The 15,171-nt window shown below is 32.3% G+C and carries 12 protein-coding genes; 9 read left to right on the forward strand and 3 right to left on the reverse strand.

Annotation, left to right across the window (positions count from 1 at the left end; all coding sequences use genetic code 11):
* Positions 1-165: 165 nt before the first annotated feature.
* Positions 166-1,053 carry a S41 family peptidase gene (locus tag SLH48_RS10315; protein ID WP_320258083.1) on the reverse strand — a complete coding sequence of 296 codons (888 nt, stop codon included), beginning with the start codon at positions 1,051-1,053 and terminating at the stop codon, positions 166-168.
* Positions 1,054-1,335: 282 nt separating this feature from the next.
* On the opposite strand from SLH48_RS10315, the gene SLH48_RS10320 reads away from it, so the two are divergent.
* From SLH48_RS10320 to SLH48_RS10330, 3 genes are all read left to right on the forward strand, one after another.
* Positions 1,336-1,737 carry a hypothetical protein gene (locus SLH48_RS10320; RefSeq protein WP_320258084.1) on the forward strand — a complete coding sequence of 134 codons (402 nt, stop codon included), beginning with the start codon at positions 1,336-1,338 and terminating at the stop codon, positions 1,735-1,737.
* A 67-nt stretch (positions 1,738-1,804) separates the two neighbouring features.
* On the forward strand, positions 1,805-2,254 hold the full coding sequence (locus tag SLH48_RS10325) for an NUDIX hydrolase (protein ID WP_320258085.1): 450 nt from the start codon (positions 1,805-1,807) through the stop codon (positions 2,252-2,254).
* Between the two features lie 325 nt (positions 2,255-2,579).
* Positions 2,580-4,466: an LTA synthase family protein gene (locus tag SLH48_RS10330; protein WP_320258086.1), complete on the forward strand. Its 1,887-nt coding sequence runs from the start codon at positions 2,580-2,582 to the stop codon at positions 4,464-4,466.
* Between the two features lie 375 nt (positions 4,467-4,841).
* On the opposite strand, the gene SLH48_RS10335 is transcribed toward SLH48_RS10330, so the two are convergent.
* A complete protein-coding gene (locus SLH48_RS10335; protein WP_320258087.1) occupies positions 4,842-5,768 on the reverse strand; it encodes a DMT family transporter in 927 nt (308 codons plus the stop codon).
* Positions 5,769-6,607: 839 nt separating this feature from the next.
* Here SLH48_RS10335 and SLH48_RS10340 point away from each other — a divergent pair.
* From SLH48_RS10340 to SLH48_RS10360, 5 genes are all read left to right on the forward strand, one after another.
* Complete coding sequence (locus SLH48_RS10340) at positions 6,608-7,300, forward strand: response regulator transcription factor (protein WP_214483458.1); 693 nt, start codon at positions 6,608-6,610, stop codon at positions 7,298-7,300.
* Positions 7,301-7,391: 91 nt separating this feature from the next.
* Positions 7,392-9,614: a HAMP domain-containing sensor histidine kinase gene (locus tag SLH48_RS10345; RefSeq protein ID WP_320258088.1), complete on the forward strand. Its 2,223-nt coding sequence runs from the start codon at positions 7,392-7,394 to the stop codon at positions 9,612-9,614.
* A 287-nt stretch (positions 9,615-9,901) separates the two neighbouring features.
* Positions 9,902-11,029 carry an MGDG synthase family glycosyltransferase gene (locus tag SLH48_RS10350; protein ID WP_320258089.1) on the forward strand — a complete coding sequence of 376 codons (1,128 nt, stop codon included), beginning with the start codon at positions 9,902-9,904 and terminating at the stop codon, positions 11,027-11,029.
* A gap of 100 nt (positions 11,030-11,129) precedes the next feature.
* Positions 11,130-11,759: a DedA family protein gene (locus SLH48_RS10355; RefSeq protein ID WP_320258090.1), complete on the forward strand. Its 630-nt coding sequence runs from the start codon at positions 11,130-11,132 to the stop codon at positions 11,757-11,759.
* An 86-nt stretch (positions 11,760-11,845) separates the two neighbouring features.
* Complete coding sequence (locus SLH48_RS10360) at positions 11,846-12,658, forward strand: patatin-like phospholipase family protein (protein ID WP_320258091.1); 813 nt, start codon at positions 11,846-11,848, stop codon at positions 12,656-12,658.
* Between the two features lie 114 nt (positions 12,659-12,772).
* Here the strand turns inward: SLH48_RS10360 and SLH48_RS10365 are convergent, their stop codons facing one another.
* Positions 12,773-14,092: an erythromycin esterase family protein gene (locus SLH48_RS10365; RefSeq protein ID WP_320258092.1), complete on the reverse strand. Its 1,320-nt coding sequence runs from the start codon at positions 14,090-14,092 to the stop codon at positions 12,773-12,775.
* 513 nt (positions 14,093-14,605) lie between these two features.
* Here SLH48_RS10365 and SLH48_RS10370 point away from each other — a divergent pair.
* Entirely contained in the window at positions 14,606-15,139 is a 534-nt protein-coding gene (locus SLH48_RS10370; RefSeq protein ID WP_320258093.1) for a GrpB family protein, read from the forward strand.
* Positions 15,140-15,171 lie beyond the last annotated feature (32 nt).

Raw genomic sequence — 15,171 nt, forward strand, 5'->3', positions numbered from 1 at the left:
AACCTTTCTAAGTACATTTTAAGTACTTAACGTTTTTGTGTCCATAAAACTATACTAACTCCATTCATCCTTTTAAAGAATACTGCAATTCATTAAAAGGATAGAATGTCCTTATACTTAACGACATATAGGTTAGTTATAAAAAAGTTAGATAGCTATTAATCTTCATTCACTTTGTTGTAAATGTGCTATAGCTTTGTCTAAGGCATCTTCAGGAGCACATTTGATATTTGGAATGACACCTTCGCCCTCCCAGTTAGAACCGGTTATTTCAACAATAGGTTCCCCAGTTGAAATAGATAGTCTTATTCCATCAGTTAATGGATAATACGTATTTCTATTTGCAGCTCCTGCTGAAGGTTCACCTACAATAATTGCTTTCTCATGAGCTTGGAGTACATAAGTAAAGTACTCAGCTGCTGATCCAGTTTTACAGTTAATTAATATGTAAAGTGGATGATTTAGTTTGCGTTTGCCAACAACAAAAGGATGGGTGAAAGTTTGGAAATCTTTTATATTCATATCATGAGTAGTAGATAGTAGTATAGGTTCATCATCAAAAAAGTAGCTAAGTATGTATTCTCCTAGCTCTCCATATCCCCCACGATTGTGACGTAAATCAATAATTGTTGCATCCGTATTTTCTAACATTTTCATCGCTGCAATGGCTGTATCTATACCTCTATCAGGATTCATAAACTGTGTTATTTTCATGTAACCGATATTATTTGGCATAACCTTTACTTCGGTAAACCCAAAGTTGTTTGTTCTTTCTGATTCCAGTTCTTTTTTTAGCCAATTCTCCTCTAGAAAGTTACCATCTTCTTGATCAGTGAATAATTCAATGTATAAATGCTTGTCTCCACTAAGCTGCATCAACATCTCTGTTACAAATGTAGCAAATTCGCTTAGGGATTTAATATTTTTAAAATCGTCAGAATTCTTTTCCCGTAAGCCACTTAGTAATTTTTCTTTTTTAGATGCAACAACGTAATGCTGCTCTAACAGTTCTATCACTTTTGAAAAGTGATTAAATAAAATTTCTTTGTCCATCGAATAACCTCCATCTTTTATGATTGTTTTCGCATGTGTGCCAAGTTGAACAAGGCTTTACTTTTGATTTTAACATCAACATATCATAAAAAAACTAATTATTTACAAAATTATAAATAAAGAGAAAGTTATTTTGTTATGATAAACTTATTTATATAAATTACAGAATATTCCTGTTGTTTAGTAAAGGGGGTATACACAATTAAAAAGCTAGTACTTTTTTTATGCTGTTTTTTACTAGTTGCTTGTAACCAATTCAAAGAGCCAAGCTTTCATATTAGAGTGAACGTAGCAAATTTAACTGAAGAAGAATATCAATATGTAGGAACAGGAGATTTAGTCAATCCAACAATAAATGACTTTAGAAAATTGACATTTCACTTTGAAATAGACTCTAAGCATAACGTTATAGACTTAAATATTGATACCCCAGAATATGGAGAATGGAAAAATGCAATTAATGCTATTGACGAGCAGAGGTATTGGTACGGTAAAGGTAGTTCTCAAACTAACGCAACCTATAAATATGATTTTGTCTTTTATGCGAAGGGCTTAACAGAGAATGATATTACAAAAGCTTTTGATGAAATGATCATTTCAGCTTCTTGGAAGAAGGATCATGGAGTTGAACAAATAAGAGAATTTTTCATTAGTAACCTAATAGTGTTTGATGGTGAAAGCTAAGCTAGTAAAAGCTGGTTACTATAGAAATACAGCTTGAACTAGAGTCTTCAGAATAGGAGGAACTAAATTGAAAATCATTGAAAATAAAAACGGTTTACAGTTTCTTGATTTTATTAAATGCAACGAAGCACAGATGAAGAAATATGAACCGCTTAGCGGTTCTTTTGCGGTAATCATATGTGGAGAGCGTATTCTTTTATGCTATAACGTATGGAGAAATCAATGGGAGATACCAGCAGGTAGAAGAGAAGAAGGTGAAACCTCGAAGCAGTGTGCTATAAGAGAGTTGTTTGAGGAAACAGGACAAGAAGTAAATGATTTATCATTTAAAGGTTTACTTAAGGTGAAAAATAAACATAGTGGTGAAGTAAAGTATAATCCTGTCTATTACTCAACAGTAGATAAATTGCAACCTTTCAGAGATAACGATGAAACTTCAGAAATTATGCTATGGAATTATAAGGATAATATTGGGGATGTTGATCTCGTAGATATACAAATTCTAGATTTTATCTAATTTTTTTGCATATACGTTGCTGCTATTTACTTAATTGACAATCCCCATGATGATGTTTTACTAAGCAACAATAAATGCGAAAACACCTTCAACTAATAGGAGTGTTATGCCATTTCGTATCGTAAAAATAAGAAAAGGTGTAACGATTATTAGTTGTAGACGTCTAATATTTCATAGTACATACACGAAGTAGGATATTTCCATTCTAAAAAGATATTATTTTAGTAAATTATGGGTAGAAAACAATAAATAACAATGCTAAAATCATAATTAAAAATACAAAAATTCCCTTTGTAGGTGCCATGAATATGGGAGGAATTTAGGGATGAATAAATCATCATTGTTAAAGATGTCATTCGTATTCGCCGCCACAACTTTATTATGGCTGAAGACATATATTGTCTATAAAACTAGCTTTGATTTAAAGATTGAATCTTGGAAGCAAGAATTTATTCTATTTATAAATCCGCTAAGCTTTTTACTTATTATTTTTGGAATTGCACTGTTTATTAATATCAAGAAACGTAATCGTTATTTAATTGTTACAAGCTTCATAGTTTCATTCGTGTTGTATGCAAATGTGTTGTATTATAGGGAATTTTCAGATTTTATTACATTGCCATTACTTTTCCAAACTAGCAATATAAAGGATCTACATAATAGTATTTTTGAGCTATTGCATGTGACTGATATTTTTATGTTTGTCGATGTGCTTGTGTTATATTGCATTATGCGTCACAGGAATAAGGGATCTAATGAAATCATTTATACGAAGAAAGATAAACGAGCCTATTTCATATTAGTTACAAGCATTGCTTTAGTTAATTTAGTACTTGCGGAAACGGAAAGACCGCAGCTGTTAACGCGTACATTTGACAGAGAAATAATAGTGAAGAACATCGGGTCATACAATTACCACATTTACGACCTTTTGTTAACATCTAAAACAAAAGCACAAAGAGCATTTGCAGATAGTAGTGAGTTTGTTGAAATAGAAAATTATATAAAAGCAAATTACAAAGAACCAAATCAAGACTTTTTTGATATCGCAAAAGGTCGTAATGTGATTATCGTTTCAATGGAATCTTTGCAAAATTTTGTGATAAATGAAACAATTAATGGGGAAGAAATTACGCCTTTTTTAAATGAATTTGTGAAAGAAAGCTATTATTTTGATAATTTTTATCATCAAACGGGTCAGGGAAAAACTTCTGATAGTGAGTTTTTAGTTGAGAATTCATTATACCCTTTAGGTAGGGGGGCAGTATTTTTTACTCATTCAGAAAATGAATATCGTGCGACACCAGAAATCTTGAAAGAAGAAAATTATTATTCAGCGGTATTCCATGCGAATAAAAAAAGCTTTTGGAATAGAGATGTAATGTACCCTAACCTAGGCTATGATCGTTATTTCTCATTAATTGATTTTGATGTTAATGAGAACAATTCAATTGGTTGGGGGTTAAAGGATGCAGAGTTCTTTTCCCAATCTGTAGATATATTAAAGACACTACCGCAGCCGTTTTATACAAAGTTTATTACGTTAACAAATCATTTTCCGTTTGTACTTGAAGAAGAGGATAAGATGGTAGATGAGTTTACGTCTAATAGCCGGACAGTTAATCGATATTTTCCAACTGTGCGATATATGGATGAGGCTCTTAAAGATTTCGTTGAATTACTAAAGCAAGAAGGCATATATGAAAATTCGATTCTCGTATTCTATGGCGATCACTATGGAATTTCCGAAAATCATAAAAAAGCTATGGGAGAGTTTTTAGGAAAAGAAATGACACCATTTGATGTAGTGAATTTACAAAAAGTCCCTTTAATAATTCATATACCGGGAATTACAGATGAAAATCCACTTGTAGTTTCGAAAGTATCAGGACAAATAGATGTGAAGCCGACACTTTTGCACTTATTGGGGATTGAAACAAAAAATGACGTTCATTTTGGTGCTGATATCTTCTCGACAAAAAAGAGTGACCTTACTGTCTTGAGAGATGGAAGCTTTATAACGGAGGATTATATATATACAAAATCTATATGTTTTGACAAACGTACTGGAGCAAAAACGACTAGTTCTAGCTGTGAACCATATGAAGAAAAAGTAAAACATGAGCTAGAATACTCAGATAACATCGTTTATGGAGACTTATTAAGGTTCTATGATGGGACATCATATAATGAAGCTTTAACTGGTCAATGATGAAGCTTCTAGAAAAGTTTAGGTATTTGATCAAAGCTTCAATATGACACCAAGTAAGTAGCACAAAGAACTAAAATATAAATAAGTCATGCACATTAGCTAAAAGCTACAAGCATGACTTATTTATTATTAGCCGCTTTTTGTAAAAGTTGCTATGATGAGGTTTGATCCTTACCACAAAAGGATTATAGCAAAAAAGGTGACCAGATTTAGTTGTATACGTATAGATATCTTAGTAAGACTCCGTAAACTAAAGTATCTTTTCTTCGAAAAACAATAACATTAGCACTAAATTCCATTTTGTTATTCATTAAGAGACTTGTTGTTAATACCTATGCTAAAGCTACTCTTTTTAACTGAAAGATATATGGGTGTTTAGTCATGAATGACAGTTGATTTCTGCGTCATTTGTTTAGGTATATTTATGCCCTTTATATTTGCTCCGACAACACCTATGATAATCATAATAGTGCCAATCAAGTGATAAGTGTAAAATGTTTCATGCAGAATGAAAACACCTGCAAGTATACTTACAATTGTTGAAAGGTTCATAAATACAACAGATTGTGAAGCTTTCATTCTAGATACCATGTAATTGCTTAAGAAAGATGTAACTACAGAAGATAAAATCGCTAAGTATAACATCGGTAAAATAAAATTGGTTTTTAATAAGACTGTAAAATCAGCTTTTTCAGGTGAGACAAAAAGTACTAAATTAAACATGATCATGCCCATGCCCATCATTGCATACGTTAATTCAATTGGTGAAAATTGTTTAGAAAACTTTTTTGCCAATACAGTATAAAAAGCCATTGATACAACAGATAAAAAGATGAGTATAATACCAAGCATATTTGCTTCACCGTCAACGCCTTTCATAACAGTAATGTAACTTACACCTCCCACGGAAAGCAGAATAGAAGCTTTCTGTATTGTTGTCGTGCTCTCTTTTAACAAGATAGCCGCGAATAACATGACAAAAATGGGGACTAAGGCTGTAATAATACCAGCTTCACTGGAAGAAGCATATTTCATTCCATAAGTTTGAAATGAAAAAGAAAGTACAGGTTGAACGATTGAGAATAATATAAGCGGGAGTACAGGTTTATGTCGAAAATCTACGCGTATTACTTTTAATAAAATAAATGCTGTCATGACAATAAATGCAATAGTAAAACGGTAGGATAATATAGCTAAAGGTGAAGTTTCACTTACAATATTTTTTAAAAATAAAAAGCTGAAACCGACTATGCCAGCACTTAATATACCTGCCACTATAGGTAATAGATTATATTGTTTCATCTTTCATTCCTCCTTGTTGCTATCTCTTATGTATAGCATACTTAAAGGGAGCTTATCGTACATCAATGAATAGGATGAACATGGTCTACTACTTTAGCCTGAGGTACTCATCTAGTTGATATTAACATAAAAACTACCGTTGCGACTGATCTTCATTTGCTTACGTTTTTTCGAGCTTTGTGCAATCCTTCCTTAAATTAGTATTTTTATCTAGATGTTGTTGTTTTTAAATGAAGAGATGCCAAGAATACTAGCTGTTTACGTGTTTATTCTTAGAACGATAAACACGTAAACAGCTTTTACTTATGTGTTATTATCTTGACATCATTAGTCAATGTTTAAGGTTACTTATTCTGAACTAAGCTAAAAAAGGTAATAAAACATATAACACTACAAATAATATATTGATATAATTAATATGAAATACCATTTTATAACATTATATTTTCTTATATTACAAACACCGTTAGCAATTTCTTTGTTGCTTTTATATTTTTATTTGAGTTATTGATGTGTATATATAAATGATTTTTACAGTCATTAAAAAAGAAAAGATGTCCTCAACTATAGTTGTTTTCATGTTTAGCTGATATTACGATAAACAACAATGACTGCGAAAACAGTGCTATGTTAAAAAGTTAAACACAAATTTAGTAAGCATTGCAGAATATTATGGTGTATTCCTATAGAAGTTATAGAACAAAGCTTATGAAAGAACATTTACAAAGCTTAAGGTGATTGTATACTTTCCTTAAGAAATTCTTCATATTTTTCTAATCCAAATGTTAAGAAATGACAAGTATAATAATGAGCAAATGAGTAGGAGATGAGGTGCAATGATGAACGAATATACAATTCTAGTTACCGATGACGACAAAGAGATAAGAGATGGCATTGAGATTTATCTTAGTAATGAGGGATATAAGGTCATAAAAGCAGCAAATGGAATTGAAACACTCCAACAGCTTGAAAATAATGAAGTGCATTTAATTATAATGGACATCATGATGCCACAGATGGATGGAATTGCGGCAACATTTAAAATACGAGATAAGTACAATATTCCTATCATTATGCTCAGTGCAAAAGCTGAGGATACAGATAAAATTCATGGACTCTCAGTAGGAGCTGACGACTATATTACGAAGCCATTTCATCCGATGGAGCTCATTGCGCGTGTAAAATCACAAATGCGCAGGTATGTACAGCTAGGCACATATCATGAGCAACAAACAATCACTGAAGTAAATGGCTTAGTTCTTGATCAGGAAGCAAAGGAAGTGAAGCTAGACGGCAACTCAATTAAGCTTACACCGATTGAGTATAAGATCACAGAGCTATTATTACTGAATGCAGGGCGTGTGTTTTCCATTAATGAAATTTATGAACGAGTATGGAATGAGCCAGCATATAACGCCGAGAATATCGTAGCAGTGCATATTCGAAAAATACGAGAAAAAATAGAAGAAAATCCAAAAAATCCTCGTTATGTTAAGGTTGTTTGGGGGATTGGTTATAAGATTGAGAAGTAACCTTCTTTAAAGAAAGTTCGCAAACATATAGATAAACAACGTTTTAATGGATTTTTTATAGCTTAGTGAGTGTAAGAAGGGGGTTTGTAAAATGAAGAAGAATTTCTATAAAACAATTGGTTGGAGTTTATTAGTTAGCATAATTCTAATTGCCGTAACTTCAACTCTAGAAAATGCTCATCGATTTATCGGTAATCAAGATTATTTTCAAACCGATGAATTTCAATCAGAATACCATAACTATATAAGGGAATTAAGTTCAATTGTGTTGAATAATCCTGATAAGGAGCAGTTGAAGGAAACAGTTTCTGTTTCTCAACAAGAAATAGATCAGTATAGGTTTTACTACGGTGACTTAACTTCGCAAATTCAAAATATACAAGGGCAATATCAATCACGTATTTTAGAAGCGGAGGCTTCAGGTAATACCTCTGTGAAAGATGCCCTTACGAAAGAACGAGACGCCAAAATAGCTGACGTACAAAAAAACTTTGAAGATGATGAATATGTCGAAAAAAAGATAAAAGCAGTTATTAACACAAATATTGATTCGTATATAGCGGAACTAAACGCGAAAAAACAAGACTTCGTGTCCGATTTCACATATTTCTCATATGAGTTGAAAAATATTGAGACAGGCGAAACCTTCTCATCTGGAGATGTATCAGAAAAAGCTGCGTTTACTATGGAGTTCAGTAAAAAGAATGGATATTTAAAGGCATCACAATATTTAGATAGTGCATCATATTATATCGGTGGAGAGTACAACGAAGAAACTGGAATCGATGTCAATAATAAAATAACCACATTATTAAAAGCTTCTCCATCAACATTTGAAGGAAAAATAACTATACCCGTTGCAAACATGAATCAAGTAGAAAGGGCACAATATTTCATTTATCAAAAAAATCTGTCATTAATCATGCTGGCAATAGCTGTTGTTGCTTTATTAATTATATTATTAATATTTAAATTTCGTAAATCTTGGTACGTAGATAGTTCTGTAAGACGACAATATGAAAATTGGCCATTAGACATAAGGCTTGTCCTAATTTTGATCAATGGCTGGATTGTCATGATATTTACTTTCATGCTTAAGCAAGATTATTATTCATTATTTTCTTATTACAATTATCAGAGTGTTGAAGGGCTATTATTTAATCATTTCATTCATTTATTTGCAATATGGTTTGGCATATACCAAGTTGTATGGACGTATGATGAGCTAAAGCAAGGATTGGGCTTTATCGAAACACTTAAAAACGGTATTGTTGTTAAAAATATAAAGTTAGTAAGGGATGCTTTTTTAAAAACCGCTATCGGGAAGCAAATGTTGGCGATATTAATCGTTATCTTTTTTTGGGGGATTGGAACTGCAATTGCCTTTGCTAATTCTTACAATGATGGTTTAATCATGTTTTATCTTATTTGTGTCTTCTTCATCGGTATACCGTCAATTTTGTTTCTGATGAAAAGGATTCGTTATTTAAATCGTGTATTTAGAGCAACCGAGCAAATGGCAAGTGGCACCTTACTTGAACCAGTTCCTGAAAAAGGAAAGTCGGTTATAGCTAAGCATGCGAAACATCTTAATAAACTAAGAGCTGGAATTAAGACGTCACTAACAGAGCAAGCAAAAAGTGAACGATTAAAAACCGAACTTATAACAAATGTAAGTCATGATTTAAGAACACCTCTGACCTCAATCATCACATATACCGATTTGTTAAAAAATCAGCAGCTGACAGAGGAAGAGAGAAATGAGTATGTAAATATATTAGAAAGAAAATCCAATCGCTTAAAAATACTCATTGAGGACTTGTTTGAAGTATCAAAAATGGCGAGCGGGAATTTAGAGCTTCATAAGCAACAGGTAGATTTAACACAATTAATACATCAAGTACTTGGTGAACACCAAGAGGATATTGAAAAATCCGGTCTTGATTTTCGGGTAACAATTCCAGATACCTCAGTGATGAGCTACGTAGACGGACAAAGATGGTGGCGTGTGTTAGACAATTTAATCGTTAATGCACTGAAGTATTCACTTACAGGTACAAGAGTATATGTTAGTCTAAAGCATGAAAATAACCAAGCAGAATTTGTTGTTAAGAACATTACTAAATATGAGCTTGGTGAGAATATTAACGAACTACTTGAAAGATTTAAACGAGCAGATACATCACGAGCTACAGAGGGATCTGGCTTAGGGCTTGCGATTGCTCAATCGATCGTTGATTTACATGGCGGTACATTACAAATAGATCTAGATGGCGATCTATTTAAAGTAATTGTTAAAATACCAACATATTAGAGTTAAAATTAGAATAAATTTACATTTATGTCAGGGGATCATTTATAATAATAAGGACACTTCTTCGTAGAATGATAGGCACATTTATCATATGAGAGAAGTGTCCTCTTTTTTTATCTTAGCTTTTTTTGCATCGATTGCTCTGAATCCAAATTAAGAAATGATACACGCCCTCTACTACTTTTTCATTGTAATTTCTTCTGTTGTGATTTTAGTGAGAATTGTAACAATATTTAAGAGGAGAGCCTTAACTGGAATCTTAATCATATGAAAGGGAGAGAGAAGGAATGAAAAAGATATTATTTTTGCCATTGTTAAGTATGCCTTCCGGACATCATCAAGTAGCAGAGGCTTTAATTCATTCAATTAATAGGACTACCAATGGAATAACAACGAATAAGGTTGACCTACTTAGTTACTCTCATCCAGCTTTAGAAAAATTAATTACAGCATTTTATCTCAAATGGATAAAAGTATCACCTAAAACGTATAAGTGGGCATATAATAATTTCGGTTATTCAAAATCAACAACCTACTCATTACAATGGTATGAAAGGTTATTTTTAAAAAACATGGAGCAACTTATTCAACGTGAACAACCTGATGTTATCGTAGCAACACATGGCTTTCCATCGTTTTTAGTTAGCCGCTTAAAGCAAAAGAGAATGATTGATGTTCCGTTAATTAATGTTTATACAGATTTTTTTATTAACAATGTCTGGGGAAGAGATGGTGTTGATTATCATTTTGTACCAAGTGAGCACATACGTACTTCCTTAATAGAGGATAGCGGGGTAACTGCAGAAAAGATAGTTGTGACAGGTATTCCTATCAATGACAAGTTTAATCGGGTAAGCCGACAGTTCGAACAAAAACAAATCCATCATATTTTGTTAGCTGGTGGAAGTTGTGGCTTAGGAAATATGGTAGACCTTCTAAGGCAAATAGATCAATCATCAAAGTATTTTCATTTTTCTGTATTGTGTGGAAATAACGTGAAGATGTATGAAGAGTTAACAAACTGGAAAAAACCATATATTACGCCGTTGCAGTATCTTTCTTCGCGAGATGAAATGAATGATTTGTATGAAAATGTTGATGCTATTGTGACGAAGCCTGGCGGTGTAACTGTTAGTGAGGCTTTGCATAAAAAGTTACCAATCTTTGCAATAGCTGGTTTACCAGGACAGGAAGAAATTAATTTATCTTATCTTCAAAGTGAAAGCTTAGTGTATAAACTTGATTTGAATATGTCTATCTCATCACAGATCATTGAGAAACTAACGAATAAGCAGGAATGGAATGAGCACCAACAAAGAATTGAGGGTTATGTGCAGACGTGCCAGTTTGCATCTGAGAAATTATTAACAGTCATAAAAGCTATTAACAACAAAAAGGTAGATAAGGTTGGGTAGTTTATGTCAAAGGAGAAATGGTTAACAGATTAATAGGATAATCTGTGATTATTGAAGTCTCTAAACCAGCATCTTATATAGGAAAAAGGGTGAAAGATAGATGAATATACTAGAACTTATACAAAATCTAGGTACGATTGGTTTATTTATATCCATGTTTTTAGAAGGCTCATCTATACCATTCCCGGGAATTGTGGTCGTTTTATCGTACGGTCTGTTGCTAAATCCTAGTCATATGGAGATTGTACTCACCTCGCTTGGTATGGCAAGTATGTATACGGTAGCGAGCCTCATTCCTTATGTACTAGGTGCAAAAATGACCTTCTTATTCCCAAAGAGATTTTGGATAAGTATGGAGAAAGCTAGATGTTGGTTTAGAAAGTATGGAGTTTGGAGTATCTCTTTATCAAGACCATTCGGTATAGGAAATTATATTTCTTATGTAGCTGGTATAAGTAAGGTAAAGTTACGTATTTATCTTGTTCATACTTTTTTGGGAATCCTGCCATGGTCAGTTGCCGTTCTCATGATTGGCAAACTTGGAAATGGAACGAAAGTAAAGCATTTGATTCAGGAATATGATGTATATATTTATCTCTTAGGCGCATTAATTCTCATTAGTTATCTCATTTTATTGTGGATAAAGTTAAAAAATAATGCTGGAACTTATATGAAGGAGGAAATCGAGAACAGCAAACAACAACAAGATAGTGTAGCTTTGAACAAGTGAACTACAGTATAACGACATCATCATGTGTTAACTCTGAAAGCTGTTACCAACCTCTAATCAAAATATTGGGCTGGGAGGTAAGTGGAATGATCAGAACAGGCTTATCGTTGAGTGGTGGCTCCATAAGAGGTGCTGCTCATATTGGCGTACTTAACGAATTGAATAAACAAAATATGGAAATTACACATATTGCTGGAACGAGCGCAGGAGCTGTCATTGCCGGCTTATACGCTTGTGGTATGAAACCAGAAACAATGAAAAAGGAATTAGATGAACTTTCATTAAGAAAATTAATAGATATAAGATTGGGTAAAAAAGGATTTGTTAAAGGGAAAAGAATTTATGACAAGCTACTACAGCTCACAGACGGCAAGTATTTTACTGATCTAGAGATCCCACTTGCAATAGTTAGTTTAGATCTGTTATCTGGCAAACTAGTTGTCATTCGTTCAGGTGAAGTGGCCAAAGCTATTCATGCAAGTGTAGCCATTCCTGGCATATTTGCACCTGTTAATTATGGCAATCAGCTATTAGTTGATGGATATATATTAAATAATAATCCTGTCGATATCGTAAAAGAAATGGGTGCTAAGCATATTACTGCTGTTTGCCTACGAGGATCAAAAGATCAACAGCCAAAAAATATAGTACATCAGCTTTCAAGATACATAGGCGTAGCAAGTAAATATCATACAAACCAGCTTGTAGAAAAATATGCAGATGTAATTATAGAAATTGATTTACAAGGTGTAGGTGGATTTCAGAAAAAATCCTTAGGTAAATTTGTAGAATTAGGAAGAGAGCAGGCATGTGATGCTTTTTCCATTAGTGAGCTCAACCAACATACGAACAATTGCATGTATCCTCAAGAATTCAGCGAGAAAAGGTTAACTGTCTAAAGTTAGTAAAATGAATGAAGAAAACGTACGAAAATTATTTTTACAACTAACAGTGAAAAATCTAGATAGATTCATTTATCGATGAATCTATCTAGATGATGGTACGCCAATTCGCTATTGCAATGTATATGATGGTGGACTTACTTTATCTATCAATATAAGGCCATCGTATTGCTCACTCGGTATAAATAGAATATCACTTCTACCATCGTGTTTTCCTATTGCTTCCGAATTCCACCAATAACTATTTGTTTTATCATCTTTTATATTGATATTTAAAAAGGTCACTGGATATCCAGATTGATTAAGCCGATGTTCTATTGAGTTAGTTTTGTGGTTCGTATTAACATCCACAATTTCTTTAATGTCAAGGGATTTATGTTTACCACTATACATATATAATCCGATAACATATGCTTCATTTTTTATAGACTCTGGTAAATATTCTACCATACTAACGTACCAACCATTGCTAGTGGTTGAATTGTTTTTCATAATGTGACCGTTATGTCCCCATACAGCGAATTTTTCATCAGGATATAATTCATTAAGCAACCATACTAAATTTTCTGACATGATTTTATCTCTTAAGTTCATATAATTTATTTCTTCACTACTGTTGTATATGTTAGAAAGTAAATATAATCTTTGTTTGAATATTTTATCAAACAATTGTTGGATATTCTCGTTTAAAGATCGAGCTAGATTAGAATTTTCTTCGTTCAAACTACTTAATAAATTCTTATATTGATCGATTAACTTTTTATTTCTTTCATCTGGAATAGGATTGCCTAGTTGTGTTAAAGAATAAAACTCTTTTTCTGCTATTTCAATAGCTTTTGCATACTCTAAATTTATATCCTCAAAAAAATCGTATAGCAATCCCTCCCTTGTACCCGTTGAATTCATATCAAATCCAACAAGGTTGATAGGTTGACTTGTAGATTTCTGTTCTCGTATATATTTAAATAAATATGTATTATTGTTCGTATGCCAAATATTATAAAGAGATTTCTTCATGCCAGTAATTGAATCTAGCTCAAGCAACAGTTCATTTGTCAGATTAACCTCTGTCATGCCGCTTTCGAAAGCTACTACATTGTAATCTAACTCTTCATGTAAAAATTTAATGAGCCTGCCTTTCATTTGATTATATTCTGCAACCCCATGAGAGCTTTCACCGAGCATGACAATTCTTTTATCTGCTAATATATCTTTCAGAAACATTAAGTCACTAAAGTCATTACCTTTCAAATCTATGCTTTTAAAATCGAAGTTAGCTTTGTTAGAACTACTTATTTGATCGATATGATCTGCTTTCAGTGAGATAACTTTTTCACTATTATGTGATGTTTGGATTTCACATCCTGATAAATATAGAAAAGTGAATAAAGTATAGATGAATAATGATAAAGTTTTCCGAAATAATCTCATATTTTACCTTCTTTTTTTAATATTTTTCTTATAAATCCATCAACAATTCTTGTGAATATGGAATGTGTTTTTTGCTTTTTTAAAACGATTTTGCGTAATACTGAGATAACTTAAGAGCTAATAAAGTGTTCGCGCCCTTTTCAGTATATTTAGAAAATTTAATTATTTACCTTTTTTTTTGCTTAGCGCTTGGGATTTTCTTATTAACGCTTTTGTTGTGATTTCATTCTGTTTTTAATTATTAATGTCACTTGAAAAATAAGTAAACCTAATCTACCATATGGAGTAAAGTAAATGAGTATTGCTGTTTATACCAAAACAATAAAAAAAGATTATTTCATTATTGCACCTCAAGCAGGTAATGATTATCCATATTTTACTATATGGTGAAATGATTATCAATATAGTTAAACTTTGAATTTTTAAGTTTATCTGATAAAGACTATTTTAGTAATTTGAAATTATTTCTATATAGTTTGCGTTATATCCAGTGATTTCAGAAGGGGGAGGGAAATGTTAGGTTTGAACAAAGGTGAAGTTAAGCTAGTAGAAAATAAATATTCAGAATGGAATAGCCTGTTTTTAGAAGAGAAAGAGACTTTGGATTTATTAATTGGTAACTATGTAAAAGATATTCAACATATAGGTAGTACAGCTATTCGGAGTATATTGGCAAAGCCCATACTTGACATATTAGTTGGTGTTGAATCTTTAAGTGATATACAACAGTTTGATACAAACGTTCTGAAAGAAGAAGGCTATTATCATTTATCTAAAGTTGAAATAGAAGGTAAAGAAGTGTTTGCGAAATTTTCCAATTTAAATACCATGACTAAATCTCATATTCTTCATATCGTTGAATATAAGGGTGATTGGTGGCAACAACACACGTTTTTCAGAGATTATTTAAATAATAACCCTCAAATGGCTAAAGAATATGAAGCACTTAAAAAGACCCTAGCTATTAAATATCCCAATAATGTATCTGCCTATTCCGAAGAAAAAAATAGTTTTGTAGCTAAGGTTCTAAGTCAAAGACAAAATTGACATCAATTTTGGAGTAGGTTAATGAATTAAAA

The sequence above is a fragment of the Cytobacillus sp. IB215316 genome (assembly GCF_033963865.1).
Lineage (GTDB): Bacteria > Bacillota > Bacilli > Bacillales > SM2101 > Nanhaiella > Nanhaiella sioensis.